At 38.5% G+C, this 26,023-nt stretch carries 26 protein-coding genes; 3 read left to right on the top strand and 23 right to left on the bottom strand.

Going from position 1 to position 26,023, the window contains the following annotated elements; all coding sequences use genetic code 11:
• Positions 1–221: 221 nt before the first annotated feature.
• On the top strand, positions 222–437 hold the full coding sequence (locus tag ACIQ1H_RS11160; protein WP_402888825.1) for a hypothetical protein: 216 nt from the start codon (positions 222–224) through the stop codon (positions 435–437).
• 271 nt (positions 438–708) lie between these two features.
• Here the strand turns inward: ACIQ1H_RS11160 and sdaAA are convergent, their stop codons facing one another.
• From sdaAA to ACIQ1H_RS11120, 8 genes are all read right to left on the bottom strand, one after another.
• Positions 709–1,629 (bottom strand): L-serine ammonia-lyase, iron-sulfur-dependent, subunit alpha, encoded by a 921-nt coding sequence (gene sdaAA, locus ACIQ1H_RS11155; RefSeq protein ID WP_173477791.1) that lies wholly within the window; start codon positions 1,627–1,629, stop codon positions 709–711.
• Between the two features lie 12 nt (positions 1,630–1,641).
• A complete protein-coding gene (gene sdaAB, locus ACIQ1H_RS11150) occupies positions 1,642–2,304 on the bottom strand; it encodes an L-serine ammonia-lyase, iron-sulfur-dependent subunit beta (RefSeq protein WP_173477792.1) in 663 nt (220 codons plus the stop codon).
• Positions 2,305–2,655: 351 nt separating this feature from the next.
• Positions 2,656–4,305 carry a DAK2 domain-containing protein gene (locus ACIQ1H_RS11145; protein ID WP_402888822.1) on the bottom strand — a complete coding sequence of 550 codons (1,650 nt, stop codon included), beginning with the start codon at positions 4,303–4,305 and terminating at the stop codon, positions 2,656–2,658.
• A gap of 18 nt (positions 4,306–4,323) precedes the next feature.
• Positions 4,324–4,686: an Asp23/Gls24 family envelope stress response protein gene (locus tag ACIQ1H_RS11140; protein ID WP_024362072.1), complete on the bottom strand. Its 363-nt coding sequence runs from the start codon at positions 4,684–4,686 to the stop codon at positions 4,324–4,326.
• Between the two features lie 329 nt (positions 4,687–5,015).
• Entirely contained in the window at positions 5,016–6,620 is a 1,605-nt protein-coding gene (locus ACIQ1H_RS11135; protein ID WP_402888820.1) for a M20/M25/M40 family metallo-hydrolase, read from the bottom strand.
• Positions 6,621–6,672: 52 nt separating this feature from the next.
• The gene (locus tag ACIQ1H_RS11130) at positions 6,673–8,049 is read right to left on the bottom strand and encodes an amino acid permease (protein ID WP_402889485.1); all 1,377 of its coding nucleotides are present in this window, start codon (positions 8,047–8,049) and stop codon (positions 6,673–6,675) included.
• 158 nt (positions 8,050–8,207) lie between these two features.
• Positions 8,208–8,969: a dimethylarginine dimethylaminohydrolase family protein gene (locus tag ACIQ1H_RS11125; protein WP_402888818.1), complete on the bottom strand. Its 762-nt coding sequence runs from the start codon at positions 8,967–8,969 to the stop codon at positions 8,208–8,210.
• Positions 8,970–8,987: 18 nt separating this feature from the next.
• Entirely contained in the window at positions 8,988–9,860 is an 873-nt protein-coding gene (locus ACIQ1H_RS11120; RefSeq protein ID WP_402888816.1) for a dimethylarginine dimethylaminohydrolase family protein, read from the bottom strand.
• Positions 9,861–10,063: 203 nt separating this feature from the next.
• Here ACIQ1H_RS11120 and ACIQ1H_RS11115 point away from each other — a divergent pair, with 203 nt between their 5' ends.
• Both ACIQ1H_RS11115 and rpmB read left to right on the top strand, forming a co-directional pair.
• Positions 10,064–10,804: an IclR family transcriptional regulator gene (locus tag ACIQ1H_RS11115; RefSeq protein ID WP_402888814.1), complete on the top strand. Its 741-nt coding sequence runs from the start codon at positions 10,064–10,066 to the stop codon at positions 10,802–10,804.
• Between the two features lie 206 nt (positions 10,805–11,010).
• The gene (gene rpmB, locus ACIQ1H_RS11110; RefSeq protein ID WP_173477799.1) at positions 11,011–11,199 is read left to right on the top strand and encodes a 50S ribosomal protein L28; all 189 of its coding nucleotides are present in this window, start codon (positions 11,011–11,013) and stop codon (positions 11,197–11,199) included.
• A 120-nt stretch (positions 11,200–11,319) separates the two neighbouring features.
• On the opposite strand, the gene spoVM is transcribed toward rpmB, so the two are convergent.
• The 15 genes from spoVM to ACIQ1H_RS11035 all read right to left on the bottom strand — a co-directional run bounded on the left by spoVM (position 11,320) and on the right by ACIQ1H_RS11035 (position 25,752).
• A complete protein-coding gene (spoVM, locus tag ACIQ1H_RS11105) occupies positions 11,320–11,424 on the bottom strand; it encodes a stage V sporulation protein SpoVM (protein WP_103977638.1) in 105 nt (34 codons plus the stop codon).
• A gap of 18 nt (positions 11,425–11,442) precedes the next feature.
• Positions 11,443–12,096 (bottom strand): thiamine diphosphokinase, encoded by a 654-nt coding sequence (locus ACIQ1H_RS11100; protein WP_173477800.1) that lies wholly within the window; start codon positions 12,094–12,096, stop codon positions 11,443–11,445.
• Positions 12,093–12,761: a ribulose-phosphate 3-epimerase gene (rpe, locus tag ACIQ1H_RS11095; RefSeq protein WP_402888812.1), complete on the bottom strand. Its 669-nt coding sequence runs from the start codon at positions 12,759–12,761 to the stop codon at positions 12,093–12,095. Before rpe ends, ACIQ1H_RS11100 begins: the two co-directional genes overlap by 4 nt.
• A gap of 2 nt (positions 12,762–12,763) precedes the next feature.
• Positions 12,764–13,648 carry a ribosome small subunit-dependent GTPase A gene (rsgA, locus tag ACIQ1H_RS11090; protein ID WP_173477802.1) on the bottom strand — a complete coding sequence of 295 codons (885 nt, stop codon included), beginning with the start codon at positions 13,646–13,648 and terminating at the stop codon, positions 12,764–12,766.
• Between the two features lie 11 nt (positions 13,649–13,659).
• Positions 13,660–15,630 (bottom strand): Stk1 family PASTA domain-containing Ser/Thr kinase, encoded by a 1,971-nt coding sequence (gene pknB / locus ACIQ1H_RS11085; protein WP_402888809.1) that lies wholly within the window; start codon positions 15,628–15,630, stop codon positions 13,660–13,662.
• A 2-nt stretch (positions 15,631–15,632) separates the two neighbouring features.
• A complete protein-coding gene (locus ACIQ1H_RS11080) occupies positions 15,633–16,382 on the bottom strand; it encodes a Stp1/IreP family PP2C-type Ser/Thr phosphatase (RefSeq protein WP_173477804.1) in 750 nt (249 codons plus the stop codon).
• Between the two features lie 6 nt (positions 16,383–16,388).
• Positions 16,389–17,531 (bottom strand): dual-specificity RNA methyltransferase RlmN, encoded by a 1,143-nt coding sequence (rlmN, locus tag ACIQ1H_RS11075; RefSeq protein ID WP_402888807.1) that lies wholly within the window; start codon positions 17,529–17,531, stop codon positions 16,389–16,391.
• Positions 17,531–18,892, bottom strand: a complete 1,362-nt coding sequence (gene rsmB / locus ACIQ1H_RS11070; RefSeq protein ID WP_402888805.1) for a 16S rRNA (cytosine(967)-C(5))-methyltransferase RsmB — start codon at positions 18,890–18,892, stop codon at positions 17,531–17,533. The genes rlmN and rsmB overlap by 1 nt, the downstream gene beginning before the upstream one ends.
• Complete coding sequence (gene fmt / locus ACIQ1H_RS11065) at positions 18,889–19,830, bottom strand: methionyl-tRNA formyltransferase (protein WP_402888803.1); 942 nt, start codon at positions 19,828–19,830, stop codon at positions 18,889–18,891. Before fmt ends, rsmB begins: the two co-directional genes overlap by 4 nt.
• Position 19,831: 1 nt before the next feature.
• Positions 19,832–20,326, bottom strand: coding sequence for a peptide deformylase (gene def / locus ACIQ1H_RS11060; protein WP_402888801.1), 495 nt, complete (start codon positions 20,324–20,326; stop codon positions 19,832–19,834).
• A 105-nt stretch (positions 20,327–20,431) separates the two neighbouring features.
• The gene (gene priA / locus ACIQ1H_RS11055; protein WP_402888799.1) at positions 20,432–22,843 is read right to left on the bottom strand and encodes a primosomal protein N'; all 2,412 of its coding nucleotides are present in this window, start codon (positions 22,841–22,843) and stop codon (positions 20,432–20,434) included.
• A complete protein-coding gene (coaBC, locus tag ACIQ1H_RS11050; RefSeq protein ID WP_402888797.1) occupies positions 22,840–23,853 on the bottom strand; it encodes a bifunctional phosphopantothenoylcysteine decarboxylase/phosphopantothenate--cysteine ligase CoaBC in 1,014 nt (337 codons plus the stop codon). Before coaBC ends, priA begins: the two co-directional genes overlap by 4 nt.
• A gap of 130 nt (positions 23,854–23,983) precedes the next feature.
• Positions 23,984–24,211 carry a DNA-directed RNA polymerase subunit omega gene (rpoZ, locus tag ACIQ1H_RS11045; protein ID WP_173477811.1) on the bottom strand — a complete coding sequence of 76 codons (228 nt, stop codon included), beginning with the start codon at positions 24,209–24,211 and terminating at the stop codon, positions 23,984–23,986.
• Positions 24,212–24,215: 4 nt separating this feature from the next.
• Positions 24,216–24,833 (bottom strand): guanylate kinase, encoded by a 618-nt coding sequence (gene gmk, locus ACIQ1H_RS11040; RefSeq protein WP_173477812.1) that lies wholly within the window; start codon positions 24,831–24,833, stop codon positions 24,216–24,218.
• 43 nt (positions 24,834–24,876) lie between these two features.
• A complete protein-coding gene (locus ACIQ1H_RS11035; protein WP_173477813.1) occupies positions 24,877–25,752 on the bottom strand; it encodes a YicC/YloC family endoribonuclease in 876 nt (291 codons plus the stop codon).
• Positions 25,753–26,023 lie beyond the last annotated feature (271 nt).

Here is a 26,023-nt window from a genome sequence, read left to right as displayed (position 1 = left end):
ATTCAAATCCTCGTTATCTTTTATAGATTGTTAGTATTATATTGCCTATATACAGCACTTCTCTTGTCAACTTTATCATAAAACTTTTAATTCGTGTCGTCCCAATGACTAGGAAATGGCGGTACACTGTCGTTTATTTGAAAATTAAATCATAAATAGTTAATATTGGAAATATAATTAATAATAGTGTAGGAAATAATTCTAATTACAGGGAGGTTCATATGACTTTGACTATAAAAACGCATCTTAATAGCATTATGTGGCTAGTCGCTATACTTTTGCTCGGCATTTCCTTTTTAGTACATGCAACAAGTTACTTTCATACGAAAGAAATAAATACAGCGAGTTCTCGATGTTATGAAATCGGTGGCGAAGTCATTTTAAAAATTTACAAAAATGTCACAAATACATATTATTTTGAATGCAAACGAAAATAATTGTCGATAGCGAACTAAAAAGTCGATTGACTAGGCTTCTATCGGCGATTTCTTCAGGGTTACCGGCGATTCACGGACTTCTATCGGCGATTTCTTCGGGGTTACTGGCGATTCATGGACTTCTATCGGCGATTTCTTCAGGGTTACCGGCGATTCATGATGTCCGCCACCCACAGAGTGCTCTCTGCTAAATTTTATCTATAACAAAAAAAGTGTTAGATTGATTATTGCAATCAATCTAACACTTCCTCTTTTCAATCATTTTTAAGCCTTACTCTACTGCTAATTTCGCTTTTAGTATACTTTGTAGATCACCATTATTAAGAATAGCATTGCTGATTGCTTTACCTGTCGGCGTTGCTGCTAAGCCACCACGTGCTGTTTCCTTTAAATTCGGGCTCATCGACTGACCAATACGATACATCGCACCAATAACTTCATCGCACGGAATACGACTCGTTACACCTGCTAGCGCCATATCTGCTGCAACAAGTGAGTTTGCTGCACCCATCGCATTTCGTTTAACACAAGGCACTTCAACTAATCCAGCTACTGGATCACAAACAAGGCCAAGCATATTTTTCAATGTAATAGCGAATGCTTCTGAACATTGCTGTGGCGTACCACCTGCCATCTCCACGATTGCAGCCGCAGCCATACCAGCAGCTGACCCAACTTCCGCCTGACATCCACCAGCCGCACCTGAAATGGAAGCATTATTTGCTACAACAAAGCCAAATGCACCTGAAGTAAATAAATATCGAATCATTTGTTCACGCGTTGGATTTAGCTTATTTTTCACCGCAAATAAAGTACCTGGCACAACTCCCGCTGAACCCGCTGTAGGCGTTGCACAAATTGTACCCATTGCAGCGTTTACTTCATTCGTTGCTACGGCTTTACTAACAGCATCTAATAATAAATCGCCTGATAGTGATTTACCTTGTGCAATATAATTTTGTATTAGTACGGCGTCTCCACCCGTTAAGCCAGTTACAGACTGCACACCTTTTAAGCCTCGCTCAACCGCTTCCTCCATCACCGTTAAGTTTTGGTCCATCTGTTGCATAATTTCTTCTCGAGTTCGTCCACTTATTAACATTTCCTGCTCAATCATAAGCTCAGAAATTAGCTTTTCTTCCTGTTCTGCTCGTTCCACAAGCTCACGTACATTATGGAATAACACTTCCATAGAGACACCCCCCTAGTTATTAATTCTCGACACTTTCGTAATATGTGGTATTAATGAAATTTGCTGAAGTACTTTTTCCTCAATATTTTGATCAATCTCAATGACCATGAGTGCCGTTAAACCACGTTCAATACGGGAAACCTCCATATGCCCAATATTGACATTGTGCATCGCTAAGCAATTCGCAACATTAGCAATACAGCCAGCACGATCATCGTGAACAACAAGAATGGCTGGCATACCACCTGTTAAACGAAGTTTGAAGCCATTGACCTCGCTTACTTCAATTTTTCCGCCACCAATTGAAATGCCGACAATAGACATTTCTCCTTCATCATCACCAAACACTAGTCTAGCTGTGTTCGGATGCTCTGTATTCGCTGTTTCTGGAATAAACTCATATTCCAATCCAGCTTTTTCAGCATGTTCAAATGCCGTTTTTATTCGTTCATCAAATGTATCAAAATCTAATAGACCACCAATTATCGCTACATCTGTCCCATGCCCTCTATACGTTTCAGCAAATGATCCATAAAGATGAATTTTCACCCATTTCGGTTGTCTACCAAATAAATCTCTTGCTACACGTCCAATACGCGCTGCACCTGCTGTATGAGAAGAAGATGGACCAATCATAACGGGTCCAATAATATCAAAAACCGATGTAAACTTCATACAAGCACACCCCTCTATTCTATTCGTATAATAATTTATAATTTACTTATATCATGCTTGATAGTTACTATAAAAGTAAAGCACTACTTTATCAACTTTCAGAAAATTAACACGACTATAATTTATAACGTATTTATATTATTTCTTCTTTGTCCATTCTATAAACACACTCTTTCCAACATGCTGATATCCCAGTATTTTCAAAACAACTGTCCTCTGTAGAAATACATAAAACTATCTATTTTGTTCCATTCAAGCAATTTTCTACATGTTGTATTCCTTTTACCATAAACAAAAGCAGTACACACATTGTGCACTGCTTCGCCTACTTGTTTACTCAATCACCATACATTATTCTACTGAAATAATATATGGGTATAATCCTTGTTTACCGTTAAATAACTCCACTTCTACATCTGGATAGTTGTTTTCGATAAATTGGATTAATTCAGAGGCATTTTCTTCAGAAGTATCTGCTCCATAAATAACCGTAACGATTTCAGTATTCGCATCTACTAAATCCGTAATTACTTTCTCAGCAGCATCTTTTAATGCTGGTGTAGATAGCACAATTTTCCCTTCAGCAAGTGCCATAAAATCGTCTTTATGAATTTCTACGCCATCGATAGACGTATCACGCACTGCATAAGTTACTTGGCCTGTTTTTACATGAGCAAATCCTTCTGTCATTGTTGCTTGGTTGTTCTCAACAGTCGCTTCTGGATTAAATGAAAGAATGGCTGCCATTCCTTGAGGAATAGTTTTTGTTGCTACAACTGCTGCTTCGATATCCAATAGTTCTACAGCTTGTTCTGCTGCCATTACAATATTTTTATTGTTCGGTAAAATGAGTACTTTTTCTGCGCCAATTTCCTGAACAGCTTTCACAATGTCTTCAGTTGAAGGATTCATCGTTTGGCCGCCTTCAATAACATAAGAAGCGCCGATTGAGCGTAACAATTCAGCTACACCTTCTCCCATCGCAATCGTTACAATGGCATATGGATGCTTCTCAGCTTTTTTCGCTGGAGTAGATGCTTTGTGATCTTCACCAACAATAGCCGAATGTTGCTCGCGCATATTATCAACTTTAATTTTAATAAGGCTTCCGTATTTTTGCCCCATCGCTAAAACTGCGCCTGGTTGCTCTGAATGAATATGCACTTTAGCAATTTCTTCATCTGAAATAACAAGTAAAGAATCGCCTAGTGGATTTAATTCATTACGGAATTGCTCCTCACTAAATGGCTCTTTTCCTTCTTCCAAACGAACCATAATTTCCGTACAATAGCCAAATTCAATATCAGCTGTATTCATAAAATCTTGTGCTCTATGATGTTCTGCATTAATTAAATCGTCTAATGTTGCATCATTTTTTTTCGGTAAAGGCTCTCCCTTTAAAGAAGCTAAAAAACCTTCATAAACAAATAGCAATCCTTGACCGCCACTATCTACTACACCCACTTCTTTTAAGACAGGTAAAAGGTCAGGTGTACGCTGTAGTGAAGCCTTTGCTTCTTCAGTAAATGCTTCCATTACAGCGATGATATCGTTTTCACTTTCAGCAACTTCAACACCTTTTTTTGCTGCTTCACGCGCAACCGTTAAAATTGTTCCTTCAACTGGCTTCATCACCGCTTTATAAGCAGTATCTACACCCGCTTGAAATGCACCAGCGAAAGCTTTTGCATCAACCGTTGCATCTTTTTCCACAAATTTTCCAAAACCTCGGAAAAGTTGTGATAAAATTACACCCGAATTCCCACGTGCGCCCATTAGTAACCCTTTAGATAAAGCTTGTGCCGTTTTACCAATATGTTCTGATGCTTGTAGTTCAGTTTCTTTTGCACCAGATGTCATCGATAAGTTCATGTTTGTCCCTGTATCCCCATCTGGTACTGGAAATACATTTAAAGAATCTACATAATTTGCATTTTGATATAGGTGATGGGCACCCATTTGCACCATTTCAGCAAATTTTAATCCGTCTAAAGACTGCATTCGATTTTGTTCCTCCTCTTACTCATTCGCTACACGAACGCCCTGCACAAAGATATTGACAGATTTTACGCTCATACCTAATGTTTTATCTACTGTATATTTCACTTTCGATTGTACTTGATAAGCAACTTCCGAAATTTTAGTCCCGTAACTAACAATAATGTACATATCAATATGTAAATCTTCTTCTTGTTGTCGAATTACAACACCTTTTGCAAAGTTCTCTTTACGTAAAATATCAGTTAGACCATCACGAATTTGATGTTTTGATGCCATGCCAACAATACCGTAGCATTCTATAGCAGCGCCACCAGCAATCTGTGCTAGTACATCAGTTGAAATATCAATTTGGCCGAATTCGTTATTTAATTCAATTGACATAGAAATGCCCCCTTGGCTCTTTTTGACTAAATTCTATTGTACCACTTTGGGTATACATTAGGCAACCTAAGTTGCCTTGAAAGCGCTTTGTGTCAACGTTTTTAGCGATTCATTCCAATCTTCATCGTTCACACTATTTGTTTTGAACTTATTTTTATCTACTCTTGCCTCTAGCTTTGCCTGAAGTTATTCTGTCGAAACCTATTCAAACTACTATTCATCGAATATCTTTTCCAAGCATAAAAAAAGCTGATGTAATTATACATCAGCTTTAGGCGTAAATTGTTTGAGTGCCTGGCAGTGCCATCTATGCTTTGTGGATCAAATGGTCAATATAAGCTTTTAATTAATGTTTCAATCATAACAGGCATTTCTTTAAATGCGCTATCCACATGTAACCGTTCCGTCTTTTGATGTGCGTCTTTGCCGAATGGGCCAACATTTAGCACTGGTCCTTGCAAGTCAGCCATCGCTTCAAATGGAATACTATACGTATCACCATAAACAGGCGTGTTTCGCTCAAAGGCAGTCCAACCGTTTGAGTCATCTGTGTAATTTACATAACTTAAATCACAAATACCATTGAAATAGTGAATTTGCTCAATTTCAATATCAAACGTTTTAGCTGTTTTCTTCATTAATTCGATAGATTCCTTCACTAGCGGATGATCTGATGAATTGATTGCAGGATAATATGGTGGTGCATACAACAGCACAGTTGCTGGTGTTAGCTCCTGACATCGAATCATTAATTGATCGACAATACGAATCGATTTTTCACGATCATCCCACGATGTATTTTCTATAACTTGCTTTTTAATGTGGTTCACTTCTACAGCACCAAGTTTATTTATAGCATGCTCTAACACTGTTTCGTATCGAAGTACTCTTACTTCACCAACACCTTGCACTTTTTCACGCGCACAAATTTTATTATATTGCGTGTTACAAGCGGCCATTGCCTCCAATGCGACTTGTTCAAAAATTTCCATTACCTCTGTTGCTGTACGCTTCAACAAAAATACATTGTAAAGCGCAGCTGCACGATATGGTGTTTGTGTCGAATACTCCATTTTTAAATCTTTTAATTGTAATGATACAGGGAGTGGTGTGCTTTCGCCTAAATCCGTTTCACTGAACACTGGATTCCATTCCATATGCTGCGTCATATAGGATGCAATATAGTTGGCTGTCATGCCTTTTAACGGTTCACCTACATGCGTTTCTTTCCCATAAAATAAAGCAGCTGGCATAATTTTTCCTATCGTACCCGAATAAATATATTCATTTATATCCGAAGGTCCTTGCGAGAACGATGGCTCACTATTTAAAAATAACTTATAGGTTAACCCATATTGTTCACGTAGTCTGACTAGCTCAACTACTGCTGCACGCATACCAGCTGAGTTCACTTCTTCATCTGGTACAGCTGTTAAAATAAGATTGATAGGCCATTGTTCAATACTTGCTTTCTCTATCAATTGCATATGCAATGCAAGTCCCATTTTCATATCCATTGTTCCACGACCAAATAAATAATTGCCCGATTCTAAATCTATTCTTGCCGCTTCTGGTAAATCTTTTTTATATTTTGGCTCCATTAGCTTGCTCGTTAATTCTTCTGGGCGACAAGCAAATGGCTCAAGCTCTCCATATTCCTCCGTATGAACAGTATCAAAGTGACTAATAAGCACTACCGTTTCTGTTGCCGTCGGATGCTTGTACAATGCTGTTACTGCATGGCGACCTAGCCCTGCATCATGTAGTTCTATATAGTTAGGATTGTCTTGAAAATAAGAAAGCGTTTGCAATGTGTCTCTTAATTTATAGGCAAATTCATTTTCGCCTGGTGTTAATGTTCTGCTTTCCCAGCTAACAATTTCACATAATAATGCCCGAAGATTTTTCGGTGTATTCCATAAATATTTACTCATATTTAAAATCTCCTTTATTCGATAAATGCTTTTCCTATTCAGGAGCATTTCATTATGAATTTATTTTTGCCGTCTCCTCAATTTCTGAAGAAACTGTACTAACTTTACTCAATTTCAGCTTATAAAATAGCAGACAAGCTACAAAGAACCCTATACCGTATAGTAAACCGATTCGTTGTGTTGGATCGAACGCTAAAAACACGAGAATAATGATACAAAAGACAATACAAAATAGTGGAATTAACGGGTATAGTGGCGTTTTAAATTTCAAATCTGCCACATTGCCTCCCCCTTTAACATAACGATATCGGAACATTAATTGGGACATCGCAATACCCATCCAAGAAATCGTTACCGAAATTCCCGCAATCGACATGAGCAACACAAATACTGCATCTGCTTCCATAACACTTGTTAATAAAGATAAAAGTGAGAATAGCATAGTGAAAATAAGCGCATTTAATGGCACCTTGTTTTTTGTTAAACGTCCAAAGTATTTTGGAGCCATTCCTTCTTTTGACATCGACCATAGTAAACGTGTTGATGCATAAAGGCATGAATTTCCTACAGATAATATTGCTGTCAAAATAACGAAGTTCATTATGCCAGCTGCATATGGTACACCAGCAATTTTCATCAATGTTACAAATGGACTTTCCAGTAGCCCAAGCTCAGATGATGGGAAAATCGCAGAAAGCACAATAATTGAAGCAATATAAAATACAATGATTCTAAAAAGGATTGTCCGTATTGCTCTTGGAATGTTTTTCTCTGGATTTTCTGTTTCACCAGCAGCTATACCTACCAGCTCGGAGCCTTGATAAGAGAAAATAACATTCATCATCGTTACAAAAATAATCGCGATACCAGCAGGGAATAATCCTGTCGGTGCTAAATTTGTTAAATGCGGAGCTGGACGATCAGCCAGAGGGATCCAGCCAAATATTGCAGCGGCACCAATAATAATAAAGGCAATTACGGCAACTACTTTAATGCTCGCAAACCAGAACTCTGCCTCTGCAAAACCTTTCGTTGTTAAGGCGTTTAATGTAAACAAAAGCACCATGAAGACCGCACACCATATCCAAATAGGTACATTCGGGAACCAATGTTGCATTAATATCCCTGCTGCGGTAAACTCCACCCCTGCGGTGGCGGCAGATCCTACAAAGTACATCCATCCTAAAGAAAAGCCTGCTGAGGGACTAATAAAACGTGTTGCATATGTTTGGAAAGAGCCTGTTACAGGCATGTACACTGCCAATTCTCCTAAACAGTTCATCACCATATATAAAATAAAACCGCCAAACAAATAGCCAATTAATGCGCCACCAGGGCCTGCTTGATTGATTGTATAACCTACATTTAAAAATAACCCTGTCCCAATCACTCCACCTAGTGATAGCATCAATAAATGTCGACTCTTCATAGAGCGTTTCAATACATTATTATGCTGTTGTTCCCCTTTGCTCAAAGTGTTTCCCCATTTCCATATGTTGTCATTATATTAAATATTCAGATATTTAGAGGATTAAAACACCCAATCAATTTTTCCCCTACAAATTGATTGGGCATATATACATTTAATTAAAAACGAAGGGATAAGCAGCTCAAGCCGCCGTCATGTTTTCTAAACTCAGACATTTCAAGTTCAATTGTTTTATAACCTAAATCATTTAATTTACGATTTGTGTCAGGATAACCTGCTGGAATAATGACATAATCATTTACTTGAATACAGTTCGCTGAATATTCATCTTCTTGTGGAATAACAATTTTCTCATATGATGCAAAAGCAGGGTGATCGATAAACTCTCCTGCAACGACCATACGATTTTGTCCAACGTAAGCGATTCCCGTTTTTAAATGGAAGAATTCTTTTAATGGAATAATCGTAGCTTCATAGCCTTCTTTTTCTACGATTTCTTTGAATTGTCGTGCACCTTCCTCGTTTGTACGATCAGAAATACCTACATAAAATTTCTTTTCTGCTTGTAAAACATCCCCACCATCAAGAGTTCCTGGTGCTTCGATATAATAAAGTTTGTCATAGAATTTTTTAACTGCAGGTTCGATATCTTCAATTTCGCGATTACGTGCATCTGCTCCTGGATTTGTAATAATAGCAAATTCAGAAGTTAGTACTGCCGTATCTTCTACAAAAGTAGCATCAGGGAATGCTTCATCTGCAGCTAGTTGTGTAACTTCTACGCCACATTTTTTTAAAGCTTCTACATACTGTACGTGCTGTTCAAATAATTTTTCTAAAATAGGTTTTCCTAGATCACTCGTTGTTAAACCGTTTACAAAGCTGTTACCTGGATTTTTCACAATGACATTTTTAAACATTTTTATTCGTCTCCTTTTTTATCCTCTGATTACTGGACAAGTTAGACATGTTGGTCCACCTGTCCCTTTTACTGTGATTTCTTCACCTTTATATTCATAAACAGTTGCACCTGCATCTAATAACTGCTGTTTTGTAGATGGATTCCCTTCAGGAATAACGCATACTCTTGGAGCGAGTGCTAAAACATTACAGCCTAGCGTGTCGTATTCATCTTTAGGTACTTCAACTAACTGAATCCCGCGTGCAATAAGAAGCTGACGGAAAAATACGGGCATTAAACGAGAGTGTACTACAGCCAAATCCTTGTCCACCATACTAATAAAGGACATTAAATGTAAGCACTCCGCTTCACCTAAGTCATGTGGTAGCTGTACAACGATAAATTCGTCTACAACATCCGCTGTCATCTCTTTAATTTGACGAATGGCTTCATCATTCGTACGGTACCCTCGGCCGACAACAAGTGTACGGTCGTCAAGCCAAACAATATCCCCACCATCTGAAACAGCATCTCCAGTTAATTCTCCAATGATAGGAATCCCTTTACTCTGTAAAAACTCCTTATATACAGTTGCTTCAGGTTGTCTTAATTTCTTTCCAGATTTCAATATGATTGCACCGTGTGGTGTGAATTTAACAGGATCATGTGCATAAAGAGAATCTAACCCTACATCATTTGAAGCTGGTAAATAATCAATTTGTTCAACGTATTTTTCTAGAATTGCTATAAACTCAGCATATTCTGTAAGAGCCACATTATAGTTAGGTTCTGATAAATAGTTGAAAGTTTTCCATTCATCCGTAAGATGCTCTTGGCTTATAAAAGCTTCTTTTGGATGTTTGACAATTACGTGTTTTAAAGGTGCATACATGGATGAACAATAATGCATACCTTTCACCCCTTTTCCGTGTAGTGGAAAACGTTTCCGTTAAGAGGAAAGTTTATATAAAAAATATATGCGTTTTATGTTATACTGTCAATATATTTAGAAAATTTTAATATTAAACTATTTAAAAAGTTCTTACTCACCCAGAAGAAACTAGACGTAAACTGAGAATAAAAATACAATAAGATTAGAGGAGGTGGGACAAAATGCAGTTATTAGAACGAGCAATGACCATTGCTAAAGTGTTAGCTTCAGAAGCTGCAGAAGGCAGTTTGTCTATTTCAGAGCTATCCACCAAATGCGATTTACCACTAAGTACATTACATAGAATTTTAAAAGCGATGATTGCACAAGGAATGATTGAACAAGATGAGCAAACGAAACATTACCGCCTAGGAACGATATGGATGGAATTAGGCTTACAAGTGTATGATACGATGGACTATATAAGCAAAATCAGACCTGAATTAGAGCGCCTAGCTAGAGAAGTCGAGGAAAGTGTTTATTTAAGCAAGCCTGCTGGGTTAGATACTATAATTATCGAAAGAATAGATAGTGCAGCAAATCCAATTCGAATTTATGATCAACTCGGTATTCGCATTCCAATGCATATTGGAGCTGCCAATAAAGCATTGTTAGCCTCCATACCTACTGAACAAGCTAAGGAAATAATAAATCAACTAGTCCCTATTGAAGAGATGGCTGATTTAGAAGGTCAGTTAGAACAAATACGGTTACAAGGCTACGCTATAAGCCACGGTGAACGAACTGCTGGTACTTCCTCAGTCGCTGTAGCTGTTTTTAATGGGTTCGGAGAAACTATAGGCGCTGTTAGTATAGGCTTTGTTAGCTTTAACGTTAGCGACGATCATATCAACTTCCTTATAGAAAGTCTTAAAGAAACGGGAAAACGTGTTTCAACGAAGCTTGGCTACCGAGGGAAGTAGTTTATAAAAATGCACTGCACAATGAATCTAGTGACCATTGTCCAGTGTTTTTTCATAGCAGTTTTTTGCCTGTAAAGGTTTTTTTCTTGAAAGGTTATGTGAAAACTGTTGCACTGAACGATTTCGTATGTTAAATTATTATGGTATGTGAAATACCGAACTGAAATAATAATCTTTCAGCATCAACTGTAAGGAGGGAATACAACATGCCAAAACAATGTGTAATCACTGGACGTAAAGCTCGTACTGGTAACAACCGTTCCCACGCTATGAACGCTAACAAACGTACTTGGGGCGCTAACCTTCAAAAAGTTCGTATCCTAGTTAACGGTAAACCAAAACGTGTATGGGTATCTACTCGTGCTTTAAAATCAGGTAAAATCGAGCGCGTTTAATAGCCGCTTCTAAAAAATCGATTTCGCATTAAGCGTAAATCGATTTTTTTCTTTCATTTCTCAAGGCAAACTACCAACCGCCTTTATATAGCTATGAAAAAGTAAAAAATCCGACTGGCATCAGTCGGATTTTTTAGCTTCTTTCTTATCTTTTTTAAATAGGTTAATACACGTACGCGTAATGCTACTAACAAATTTCGGCAGTTGGAACGTATATACTTTCAGGACTCTCTCCCCCTTACGCTAATCTATGCTTCTTATCATTAAACATATGCCTTGCGTGAAGGATATAGACCCTAAAGTGCCTATTATTTCATTACTTGTAAAACGGGTTGAACCTAATGAAATTTCTTCATTCGTCGTTTCATATTTAACATGCCTTAATGTCACACCTTGTATAGGCTGCTCATGCGCAAAAAAAGACAAATAGCGATAGCGATCATCCGCAAGAATTGTGTGCGTGCCTGGCACTAAAAATTGCAACATATTAGCATGATTTATAATTTTCAACACAAGTTGAGGATGTTCTAGCTGCAAACGATATATCGAACGAACAGCTGCCTCATAGTGATCTAAACGACCACCTGTCACACCTGTTAACACAATTTCGTTAGGGGCATAGGTTAATGCCTTTAATAGTGCTAAATCCGTATCCGTTTCATTCTTCTCTTCTTGAAAACGCTGAGCATCATCTGCATGCTCCATAACATATTTGTATTCCTCTTGTGATAACGAGTCAAAATCGCCAACAATGGCATGTGGTGTCATTCCTTGTTCAATTAAATACAGCGCTCCTCGGTCCGCACCGATAAATAAAACATCATTGCGCTTATTATACGGTTCAAAGGAACAAAGCTCCTCTTTCGGACCGCCCGCACAAACGACAACAGTGGTCATTCTTTAATCGCAGCCTCACCAGCAGCTAAAATCTCTTGCAATGCAGCTGTTCGGTCTTCTTTGCTGTATATCGCTGAGCCTGCAACAAAAATTGTTGCTCCTGCTTTTGCACAAGGAACAATTGTTTCCGCATTAATACCACCATCGATTTCAATCGCAACGTCTAAGTTACGTTCTTTAATAATTGTTGATAACGCTTCAATTTTTGGCACAACAGAATGAATGAACTTTTGACCACCAAATCCAGGATTCACTGTCATAAATAACACCATATCAATATCCTCTAAAATATGTTGAATAGATTCAATTGGTGTATGCGGGTTTAAAACGACACCTGGCTTTACACCATAAGAACGAATCAATTGAATAGTACGGTGTAGATGGCGACAAGCTTCTACATGTACTGTAATATAGTCTGCTCCCGCTTTTGCAAACTGTTCAATATATTGATCAGGGTTTTCAATCATTAAATGAACATCTAACGGTAAATCAGTTAAAGGACGAATGGCATCCAACACAATAGAGCCAAATGAAATATTCGGTACAAAATGACCGTCCATCACGTCGATATGAATAAGCTTTGCACCTGCTCGTTCTACGTCCTTCACTTCTTCTCCTAGTTTTGCAAAGTTTGCTGCTAAAACTGATGGTGCTATTTGTATCATGATTAATACCTCGGCTTTCGATCCATAATTTCTTGCATAAATTGTTCGTAATGCTTGTAGCGGTACTCGCGAATTTCTCCCGTTTCGACCGCTGCCTTAACCGCGCATTTAGGTTCCTTCAAGTGCAAGCAGGCTCTGAATTTACAATCTTCAGCGATACGTGAGATTTCTGGGAAACATGCACCTAGCTCTTCTTTTTCAATTTCATCAAAATCAAATGAGCTAAATCCTGGTGTATCTGCCAATAAACCGTCACAAACTTCTATTAACTCAACATGACGAGTCGTATGCTTGCCTCGGCCTAGGCTTTGCGAGATAATGCCCGTTTTTAAATTTAAATCAGGGATTAACGTATTAAGTAATGTCGACTTACCAACACCCGATTGCCCAGCAAGCACCGATGTTTTTCCTTTTAAAATTGGCTGAAGTCGGTCCATTAGTTCTTCCTCATCTTTATAAGTTTGAAGCACTGTATAACCCATGTTTTCATAATCTTCGATATAGCCCTGTAATTCCTCACGCTCATTGTCTTCTAATAGATCCATCTTTGTCAGACAAATGATTGGATGGACATGAAATGACTCTAAAACGACTAGGAAACGATCCAGTAAAATCGTATTAAAGTTAGGCTCCTTGACAGAAAATACTAGAATGCCTTGGTCGATATTGGCAATCGGTGGACGAACAAGTTCATTTTGGCGTTCAAGTATTTTTTGTATTGTACCGTCGGAGCCTTCTGTTTCAAGTGTATACTCAACAAAGTCACCCACAAGTGGGGATTCCCCGCGATTGCGAAATACCCCACGTCCTCGACATTGTATGAGCTCTTCGCCATTATAAACATAATAATAGCCACTTAATGCTTTACGAATTTGGCCTTGCGCCATCCAATTCCCCCTTATTTAACGTCATCATAATTAAAGCTTTCTGACTCAATAATTTCCGAGTCACGGATTATTTTATAAGCCGCTTCTTCACCTTCTACGATGACAAGCTGTATTTTGTATTGTCGGTCACTCGTAATAGTAAATTCATCAAAAGCTTTTACCATTGTATGGGTTTTATCTTGAATTTCAATGCGAATAACTTGCTCGTCGCCTTCTTCTGCAGGCTCATATGGAATTAAAACATTTTTAATAAATGTTTTTACAGGTTTTTCGGCAGGTCCTTTACTTAAAACAACTGCAATTGTATCGCCTTCCATTAAGCTAGTACCAGGTTTTGGCGTTTGTGAAATAACACTACCAGCTGGTACAGTATCGTTGTAATCTTCTCGAACAGTACGCCATTTTAATCCTACTCGATTTACGTAATCATCCATTTGCGCTTTCGTGTAATTTGCCACGCTATCTACTGTAATCATTTTTACACCTTGGCTTATCGTAAATGTAATCGTCGCATCTTTAGCGATGATTTCCGCACCTTCTGCTGGATCTTGTTCGATAATTTGACCTTCAGGCTGTTTGGAATGCACATAATTTTTTTGGATTAAAAGTTTATCTTTTAACAAAGACTCTACTTGACTAATTTGTTGCCCCGTATAGTCTTCGATTTTAATCGTTTCTACACCAAGACTGACAATTAGCCCTACTTCAGTTCCTTTTACTCGCTTCGAACCTTTTGCTGGGTCTGTCTCAATAACTTTGTCTTTTTCAACTTCTTCAGAGTTACGCTCTTGTTTTTGTTCAGCAACAACAAAGCCTTGTTCTTGTAATTTTTTTGTCGCTTCTTCAACTGTTAAATTCGCAACGCTTGGCACCTCAATTTTTTTCGGGCTAAATAAATCTGTTGCAAATAAAAAGAATAGGAACAAAGCAATAACGACTACTAATAGCCCTGCCACATAAACTGGCCATTTTTTCTTTTGTTTAACAGGCGCCGCTTTTTCAACAGGTTTCTTCGCTTCCACTTTAGATGGGGTAATAGCTTCCATTGACCTTGTTTGCGTTAAATCCTCATCTTTGCGTTTTGGCTGTTCCTTTATAATTGGAATGGCTCTTGTGGCATCATTATCAATAGGAATCGTAAACTTTGGTTCATTAATACGTGTTGATGATAACACCGTATCTAAGTCTTCTTGCATTTCTTCTACGGTCGCATAACGATGGGATGCATCTTTGGCAGTAGCCTTTAATACCACATTTTCTAGACTTTGTGGAATTGTACCGTCAAATGCTCGCACAGATGGTGTCTCTGTTTGCAAATGCTTAAGTGCAATGGAAACAGCTGATTCACCTGAAAACGGCAATTCTCCTGTTAGTAATTCATACAACACAATGCCTAGTGCATAAATATCTGATTTATATGTTGCTGTTCCACCACGCGCTTGCTCTGGTGATAAATAATGTACAGTTCCTAGCACAGAATTAGTTTGCGTAAATGATGTTGCACTTAGCGTCATAGCTATTCCAAAATCCGTTATTTTCACATTCCCATCCGCATCCATTAAAATATTTTGCGGTTTAATGTCACGGTGAATAATATGATTTTCATGGGCATTGGCAATTGCTGACGTTAATTGCTTCATAATATGCACACTTCTCGCAGGCGAAATTGGTGCATATTCCTGTATGTACTGCTTTAACGTCTTTCCTTGAACATATTCCATCACAATATAATGCAGATCTCCATCATCACCTACATCATAAATACTTACAATATTCGGATGTGTAAGGCTTGTAACTGAAAGTGCCTCACGTTGAAAACGTCGATGTAATTCATCCTCATTGGTAAAATCATAACGTAATATTTTTATCGCTACGTCCCTATTTAATATCATATCATGCGCCAAGTATACATTGGACATGCCTCCGCCACCAATGAGATCTAAAATTTTATAGCGGTCACTAATTCGTTTTCCTACAAGCATACTTACACCTCCTCATCTTGCCTTGTGAGTAACACGAGGGAGATATTATCTTCTCCCCCGCTTGCATTGGCTAATTCCACAAGTTTTCGTCCTTTTTCTTCAATTAAATCTGGATAGGTAATGATAGATGCCATTTCGTACACTGACAGTTTATTACTTAAACCGTCAGAGCAAATGAGTAAATACGATTCTGGCGCTAGCTCTACTTCATAAAAGTCTGGCTCAATAGTTTCCTCTGTTCCAACAGCTTTTAAAATGAAATTTTTCTTCGGATGTGTCATTGCTTCCTCTTCGCTAATTTCACCATTTTCAAGTAGAACATTAACATAAGAATGATCTCTTGTTATTTGTTGTGCGCCATCATCAAAGAAATAATACACACGACTATCACCAACATGCGCAATGAAGCAATAATTCCCTTCAATTAACACGGCAATAAACGTCGTACCCATTCCTTTACAGTCTTCGTGTGATAAAGAATAGTCGAATATATTTTTATTCAATTGCTTAACTGCTTGTCGTAACCATTCTTTTTTTGATGTCATAGTTGCAAAATGATGTGTCTCTGCTTGTAAAAAAACGGTCTCCATTTGTTTCATTGCCATATCACTCGCCACATCGCCAGCATTATGTCCACCCATGCCATCCGCTACAAGTGCTAGTGCAAGCCCATCTGGACGTTTAAAAAATGCAGCTCGATCTTCATTAATTGCTCGTTTTAAACCAATATCACTTTCGACTGTGTATTCCATCACTGGTCACCTCGTTTCTTCAGATCTCTCTTTCGCACGTAATTGTCCGCATGCCGCATCGATATCAGACCCTTGCTCTCTACGGATTGTTACGTTTATACCATTTTTCTTTAATGTTTTTTCAAAAGCAAAAATTTTACTACGAGATGTGCGGATATAATCGCGTTCTGGTACGTAGTTTACAGGAATTAAGTTTACGTGGCATTTAATTCCTTTTATTAGTGCAGAAAGTTCTTCTGCCACTTCTACTGAATCATTTTCACCTGACATTAAACCATACTCAAAACTTACACGTCGGCCCGTTTTTTTCGTATAGTAACGAACTGCTTCCATTAATTCTTCCAATTTGTATGCGCGTGCAATAGGCATCAGTTTTTGACGTGCTTCCTGGTTTGGCGCGTGCAATGATACAGCAAAGTTAATTTGAAGCTGTTCATCTGCAAATTGATAGATTTTAGGTACAATTCCCGATGTTGAGACAGTAATGTGACGTGCCCCAATATTTAAACCTTTTTCATGATTTATGACTTTTAAGAAGTTCATCATGGCATCATAGTTATCGAAAGGCTCACCAATACCCATAATAACGATATGTGACACCCGTTGATTTACTTCATCTAAAGCTTGCTGTACTTTTACAACTTGCTCTACAATTTCACCTGCTAATAGATGGCGCTTTAAGCCCCCTAAAGTTGACGCACAAAACGTACAACCAATTCGACAGCCTACCTGCGTAGTTACACATACTGAGTTGCCATATTCATGACGCATTAAAACTGTTTCAATAGAATATCCATCTTGTAGCTGGAATAAAAATTTAATCGTGCCATCTTTTGATTCCTGTTTAATGATCGTTGATAGTGTTGTTAATGCAAAGCTTGCCTCTAACTTGTCACGCAATGCTTTTGAAAGGTTAGACATGTCTTCAAATGTTTTAACACGTTTATTGTATAACCAGTCAAAAATTTGTGCTGCGCGGAATGGTTTTTCACCATTTTCTTTTAGCCACTCTTCTAACTGATGTGGTTGTAGTGAGTAGATTGATTCTTTTAAATTCGGCTTTTCTTTTTTCGCTCGTCGAACGGGCTTTTCTTCAGCTTCCTCGACTAAGTCATTAATACGGTCATTAAATTGCTCTTGATCCACCATTAGTTGGATTCTCCTTTTTTACGAAAGGCTGCGACGAAGAAACCATCACTGCCGAAGTCTTGTGGAAAGACTTGAAGCATGCCATTTGCTTGCTTTTCCGCTAATTTTGTTGGTAAAGATTCTAGTTGTATCGCTTCCATTTCTGGATGCTCTCTTAAAAAGGCAACAACAGTGCCTTCGTTTTCTTGTTTATCGACTGTACATGTACTGTATACAAGCTTGCCTTCTTTTTTCAGTACTTTAGTTGCTGCATCAAGTAGTGCTAATTGGATTTTTTGAAGGTTTTCTAAATCTTCTTCACGCTTCGTATATTTAATATCCGGTTTCCGACGCATTACACCTAAACCACTACATGGCGCATCGACTAACACCGCGTCGAATGATTCTGGTTGTAAAAACTCTGGCGCTTTACGTCCATCAATTGGAGCCGTTTCTACAATATCAAGTCCTAGACGTTCTGTATTATGGTCGATTAAATCTAATTTATGTGGATGCAAATCCGTTGCCAAAATGGAACCTGTATTGTTCATTTTTTCGGCTAAATGTGTTGTTTTGCCACCAGGTGCCGCACACATATCTAAGACGCGCATTCCTGCGGAAGGATTCAAAACATTTGCAGGAATCATAGAACTTTCATCCTGAATAGTGATAAGTCCATCTTGAAATGCCTTTGTACGAGCAGGTTGTCCATTTGTCACATGTAGACATTCTGGCATTAAATCACTTTGCTGTGCAGTTAAGCCTTCAGCTTGTAAGCTTGCAATCGCTTGTTCAATCGTTGCCACTGTCGTATTGACACGAACCGTTTGTACTGGTGGAACGTTATTTTCATGAAGCATTGCAGTAGCTACTTCTACGCCATAATTATTAACAAAACGATCTACCAACCATTGTGGATGACTTGTTTCAATAGCAAGACGTTCTACAGGATTTTTTATTTCCTCTAAAGATCGTACACCCTGACGCAATATAGAACGTAAAATACCATTGACTGTAGAAGCAATTCCTTGGTGTCCACGGCGCTTTGCAATTTCTACTGCCTCGTTCACTGCTGCATGAGGTGGAATACGCGTTAAATAATGCATTTGATATAGTGACAAACGCAACAGCCAACGCACCCAATGATCTAGTTTACCACGAATAAATGGCTCTAAATAGTAGTCGAGGGTCATTTTATATTGAAGCGTACCATACGTAATTTCAGTTAAAAGTGCACGATCCTTCGCTTCAATTTTATGGCGTTTTATCGTTTCGTGTAAAAGTAAATTACTATACGCTTGGTTTTTATCTACTGCTAATAGGATAGAAAGTGCGGCATCTCGTACATTACCATCCCAAATTACTACGCTTTTTTTACTCATTTAAACTGATCCCCGATCTGTAATTTTGAACCTGTACCTCGCAAATAATCCTCTGCTGTCATACGTTTTTTACCAGCTGGTTGAATGTCATATAATGAAAGTGCTGTGCCATTTCCAGCCGCAACTTCAAAATGATCCTTTGCAATTGCTACGACTGTACCAGGTGCAGCATTATGTTTTGCATGTCCTACTTGTGCCCACCAAATTTTAAAGTTTCCATCTTCAAAAGTTGTATAAGCTACTGGCCAAGGATGCAGTCCTCGTACTTGATTGTATAAAGTCGTTGCATCCTTTGTCCAATCAATACGTTCTTGCTCGCGAGATATGTTGCTCGCAAATGTCACTTGCGTTTCATCTTGTACAGTGCGGTTATTTGTTCTATTTATAATAGAAGGAAGTGTTTCTTTTAATAAATCACAGCCTACAACACTTAGTTTATCAAAGAGGCCACCTGTATGGTCGTCTTCTTCAATAGCTATTGCCTTTTGAGATATAATATCGCCTGCATCTAATTTCTCTGCCATATACATAATCGTTACACCCGTCTCTTTTTCACCATCTATAATTGCTTGGTGAATAGGAGCTCCTCCGCGGTATTTCGGTAAAAGTGATGCATGGACATTAATACAACCAAGTGGTGGGGCATCTAGCAAGTCTTTCGGTAAAATTTGTCCAAATGCTGCTGTAATAACGATATCTGGCTGTAAATCAAGTATTTGCTGTAATTCTTCAGAGCCACGGAGCTTTTCAGGTTGAATAACTGGTAAGCCTAATTCCAAAGCTGCTGCCTTTACAGGTGGCGGTGTTAGTACCCGCTTACGTCCTACTGGTCGATCTGGCTGCGTCACAACCGCTTTAATATCATAGCCCTCATTGTGTAGCATACGCAAAATTGGCGCGGAGAAATCAGGTGTTCCCATAAAAATAATCGACGTCATTTTATTCCTCCTCTTCTGCGTACATTTCTTCTAGCTCTTCTTCTGTAAGAATACGTTTAATTTTAGAGTCAAACAATATACCATCTAAATGATCAATTTCATGTAAAATTGCTCGTGCTTCAAAGCCACCTGCCTCAAGCTCATAAACACGCCCTTCACGGTCACATGCTTCAATTTTCACATAGTCAGGACGTTCAACTTCTCCATATAGACCTGGGAAACTTAAACACCCTTCGATATCAACTTCTGCTCCGTCCGTTTTAATAACAGTAGGATTAATCATTTCTAAAATATCTCGTTCCTCACCAAGCTCGACAATCGCCACACGCAGGCCTACATTTATTTGTGGTGCTGCAATACCTACTCCATCATATTCCACCATCGTGTCATATAAATCATCTAGTAATGTAATAATATCTTCATTTATTTCTGTAACTTCCGCACATGGTGTTGATAACACTTCTGCTGGATGTTCAATCACTTTTTTAATCGCCATTTCTCGTTCCTCATTTCTAATATTTAAGACGTCTACGCCTTTGTTGTTATGTCAGGCCAATAACTAATAAACTGAACTTGCATGCAAGCATATCTCATCGCATTCCTATATAGTAGACGGGTCTAAATCAACCGTCATTAATATGCCCTGTTTTATCCATTCTGCTCGATACATTGCAAGCAATCGTTGCAATACAGGTATCAGATTTGGTTCAATTTTATATTTTATCAAACATTGATAGCGATATCTATTTTGGAGACGGCTAATACTTGCTACTGTTGGTCCTATAATAGACACTTGATTTGATAAATTTCCTCTAAGCCAATCCCCAGCTCGCCCAGCATACTCGGCTGCCATCATTACATCTTCATGCGATACTTGTATAAGCGCAACGAAATAGTAAGGTGGGTAACCTGAACGACGGCGTAAAAACATTTCACGTTCATAAAATGGCTCGTAATCTTGTACTTTAGCTAATTCAATTGCATAATGCTCTGGCGTATACGTTTGAATAACGACCTCACCTGGTTTATCATGGCGTCCTGCTCTACCGCTTACCTGTGTGAGTAGCTGAAACGTCCGTTCCGCCGCACGGTAATCTGGTAGATGCAGAGATGTATCAGCACTAAGCACACCAACAAGTGTAATGTTAGGAAAATCAAGTCCCTTTGCAATCATTTGCGTACCGAGTAAAATGTCGGCTTGCCCCTCACCAAATGCTTGCAAAATCTCTTCATGTGCCCCCTTGTGCTTTGTAGTGTCCACATCCATTCTTAGCACTCTAGCCTCTGGAAATAACTTAAAAATTTCTTCTTCCACTTTTTGCGTCCCTGTTCCAAAATACCGTATATGATCACTTTGACATTGCGGACAAATTTGTGGCACATGTTCTTCATACCCACAGTAATGACACTTCAATTTTTCAGTAGTGCGGTGGTAGGTTAGTGAAATATCACAGTTCGGACATTGTACGACAGTACCACAATCACGACATAGCACAAATGACGAATACCCTCTTCGATTTAAAAATAACACCATCTGTTCTCGTCGTTCAAGTCGAGTACGAATCCCTTCAATAAGCAGTTCAGAAAACATAGAGCGGTTTCCTTTTTGAAGTTCTTCTCGCATATCTGCTACATAGACAGTCGGCATCGCCTGGTGTAGTGCACGTTGTTTTAATGTAAGAAGTGTGTAGACACCTTTTTTTGCACGGGCATATGACTCAAGGGCAGGTGTCGCACTACCTAAAATGACAGGACATTGATAATATTGGCTACGCCAAATTGCTACATCTCTCGCATGATAGCGTGGAGAGTCCTCCTGCTTGTAGGTAGATTCATGCTCCTCATCTAAAATGATAAGCCCTAAATTTGTAAAAGGTGCAAAAATAGCTGAGCGAGCACCAACTACTACTCTTACTTTACCCTGTTGAATTTTTCGCCATTCATCATACTTCTCACCTACAGATAACCCACTATGCATGACCGCAACCATCTCACCGAAGCGGCTACGGAAGCGTTCTGTCATTTGCGGTGTTAAAGAAATTTCAGGTACTAGCATGATCGCTTCTTTACCTTCATTTAGAACTTTTTGAATCGCCTGTAAGTAAACTTCCGTTTTACCACTGCCTGTTACACCTTGCAATAAAAAGGTTTCAGCGGAATGTGTTTCAAGAGCGTGTGAAATTGCATTTAATGCAACAGCCTGCTCTTCTGTTAATTGTAGTGATTGTGTACGCGCAACTTCATTTGTAAAAGGATCTCGATACACTTCTTCTTGTATAAAGCACGCAGCTCCTTTATCAATGACCGCTTGTAAGACAGCAGCAGATACTGCTGTTGCCTCATAAATTTGCTGGGGCGTGAATATTTCTCCAAGATGTGAAGTCATCCATTCAATTAAAGACCGTTGCTTTGCAGCTCTCGATGCTTCTAACAGTGCTTTACTAAGAGCTTGTTCGTCTTCCGCAATTTTGACCATGCGCACTTCTTTCACATTGCCTTGTTGCTTTACAACATTTTCTATCTTTACGATTTTATCTGCAATCAGTTGTTTTAATAACGGCAATAAGCCCGCACGTTCAAATTCTTTAAAGTTTGCCTTGTGCCTTTTCCCAAAAATCTTCTGAACTTCTAATGGCAACGAAGCTTGCTCTTCTTGTAATGTCACTATTTTTTCATACTTTGCCCGAAGTGCAGAAGGTAGCATTACTTGTAAAGCATCAATTTCATAACAAATTGTTTCGTTTTTTAACCACTTTGCCATCAACAGCATTTCTTCAGTGAAAACAGGCTCAATATCTAAAATTTGTGCGATTGGCTTTATTTTGTTTTCAGGAACATCTGTATCGTTTTTTAAACCTACAACATATCCTAGTACATTTCTCGGTCCAAAAGGTACTTTCACACGACAACCTTTTTCTATTACAGCTAGCCACTCTTCTGGAACAGCATAGTCAAATGTGCGATCAACATGGTATGTCGAAACATCCACTATAATCTCAGCATATAAACTCATTGCGTCTCACCTTGTAATACAAGCTGCCATAACTCTTTCGCAAATTGTGCGGCGTCTGAGACATCCAATTCTTCACCATTTACGTTCGCTACATGACTAAAATCAATCCATTCGTTTGATATAACTTGTACTATAGGTTCCCCAACCACTTTTTGTCCAAATGTAACTGCAGTCGTACCATCGACAGACATGATAGGGGCACTTTCTATAGTTGGTATATTAGCCGCGTGAAGTAAAAATGCCTGTGGATATAGTTTTTTTAATTGTTCCACTTGCGCTATCAGTTCATTAGCATTTGATGCTTCTCCACCTAATAGAATCGCGTGTGCTCCAAGTGTTTGTGCCTCGTTCACTAACGCTTGTCCGATTCTACCATTTGCATTTGTACTAATGACATGTTGTTGATCGTCCATAGGGACATACCATGCACCAGATGGAACAAGCACCGTTTTGCCTGCAAGTGGTTTAACCTTGATTGAAAAATAATCTTGCACAAGAGCTGTAATCTTTTCTGGTTCCTCTAAACGACCTTTGCCAACATAGCCACACGCCAAAAAGCCTTCAGACGGTTCAATAAACTGATAGCCATCAGCTGCTAGCTGTGCCAAATTTCGCTTTACGGCTGGATGATCATACATATGAACATTCATCGCTGGCGCAATCCAAACAGGTGCGGTTGCGGCAAGTAAAGTCGTTGTCACCATATCATCAGCAATTCCGTTTGCAAGTTTACCAATGACATTAGCAGTTGCTGGTGCAACTATAATTAAATCTGCCCAATCTGCTAAATCTATATGGGCAATTACCTTTGAATCCTTTTCATCAAACGTATCGAAATAGACATCATTTTTTGACATGACTTGAAAGCTTAACGGATTGACAAACTGTCGCGCCGATGCTGTCATAATGACCTTTACGTTGGCACCTGCCTGAGAAAGTTTACTCACTAGTGCTACAGCTTTATAAACAGCAATACCACCTGATACACAAAGTAAAATATTTTTGTTCATCTACAATGTCGTCCTTTCAAACGATAAGCTCCCAAAGGACAATTCCTCGGGAGCTCTCGGCATTCTTGTATAATCAAAAAATCACTGCAGATTTTAACATTAACTTGGCAAAAGCTTTATACCATCAATGTTAGATTTCGTCTTCGTACACAGCTGACTCATCTTGTGATACTTTCGTAAGTACGCCTGCTGCTACCTCTTCAAGCGCTTTTCCTACATATTTATAGGAAACATATTTGTGCAAGCGCTCAGTACCTTCGATTTCTTGCATTTGACGAGCACGTTTTGAAGCTAAACTTACTAAAGAATATTTAGAATCGATCTCTTTTTTTAAGGCATCTACTGATGGGTATAACATTGGTTTATTCTCCTCTCAACATTGACAAATATCTTTTTTCAACACGTTCTCTACGACAATGCTCGGCTTTAATAATCGCATTTATACGATCACAGGCATTTGTCACTTCATCATTTTCAACTACATAATCATATAAGCTCATCATTTCAAGCTCTTCACTTGCAGTTGCGATGCGCTTTGCAATAACATCTGCTGTTTCCGTCCCACGACCAACTAAACGATCTTTTAATTCCGTTAAACTCGGAGGGGCTAAGAAAATAAATAAGGCATCCGGTGCTTTTTTACGAATTTGTGCTGCTCCTTGTACTTCAATCTCCAAAAATACATCACGACCAGCATCAAGTGTTTCATTTACATACGTTATCGGAGTGCCGTAGTAATTTCCTACAAATTCAGCATGTTCTAATAAGCCACCTTGTTCAATTAACGTTTCAAACTCTTCACGCGACTTAAAAAAATAGTCTACACCATCTACTTCACCTTCGCGAGGATTTCGTGTTGTCATTGAGATGGAATACTCATAATTCGTATTCGGTTGAGAAAATAATTCTTTTCGCACTGTCCCTTTTCCTACACCAGATGGGCCAGACAGAACAATTAATAATCCACGTTCTTTTATCATTTATTCTCTATATCTCCCTTAATTTATAACAGATGCAAGCATGTTATTCGATATTTTGAACTTGCTCTCGCATCTTTTCTAAAATTGTTTTTGCCTGAACTACTGCAACGGCTGCTTCTGTCGATTGATTTTTTGAACCTATTGTATTAATTTCGCGATGTATCTCCTGCATTAAAAAGTCTAATTTACGTCCGATTGAAACTGTTTCTAATAGTGTTTCTTCCAGCTGGTTAAAATGACTATCTAATCGATCTAACTCTTCTGTTATGTCCACTCGTTCTGCAAATATTGCTACTTCCGCGAGCAAACGATCTTCTAAGAGCGCTCCATCTGCTATTTCAGCAATTCGTTCTAATAATCGTGTACGATATTTTTCAACAGCAAGTGAGGAATAAGAGCGAATTTGATTCACTTGTTCCATTAACTGTTCCTTATATTGTACAACAACATCTTGCAATTCTTGCCCTTCACGCTCACGCATTTGGATCAACTGTCGAGTAGCTTCTGCTACCGCATGTTCAACTGCCCCCAATAAATCCTCTGGCATTAATTGCGGTTTTTTCTGTACTAACGCTTGCTCTAGCGCTAGAAGCTCCTGCATTGTCCATTTTTCTTCTAGTGGTACTTTACTTGCTAATTGCTCTTTTGCCTTACGATACGCTTCAATTAATGACCAATTAATTTCAATAGATTGCTCGACGTTTTCTAAATCCTTCACATATACCATCACATCAATTTTTCCACGTGATAAAGCTTGTGAAATCAATTTCTTAGCAAAAATTTCTGCTTCTAGCCATTCTTTTGGAAACTTTGCATGAATTTCTAAAAAACGATGGTTGACCGAGCGTATTTCTACGGTTAACTGAAAGTCTCTTGTTGTTGTGACACCTCTGCCAAAACCAGTCATACTACGCACCAAGGTTCGTCACACCTTTCTTTGCATACTGGGATTATTATAACATAAGCTCCGTCATTTATGACGTCTCTCCACAAAAAATTCGCTAGTGCAAAAATTAATTCTACCACATCTGAAGCTATATTTTAATATTCACCTAAAAAATGCTATGATAAACATACAAAAAATGCATTCATGCGTAAGATGGCTATTTGAACACACCTTAAAATAGGAAGAATTCCAGCCTATCTACATACTGCCAATGCATGTGCAAAGATTACTATTTATATACGAA

This window comes from Lysinibacillus sp. NPDC097279 (genome assembly GCF_044761745.1).
GTDB lineage: Bacteria > Bacillota > Bacilli > Bacillales_A > Planococcaceae > Lysinibacillus.
Note: the sequence above shows the minus strand (reverse complement) of the source record. Positions and strands in the feature narration are given on the sequence as shown.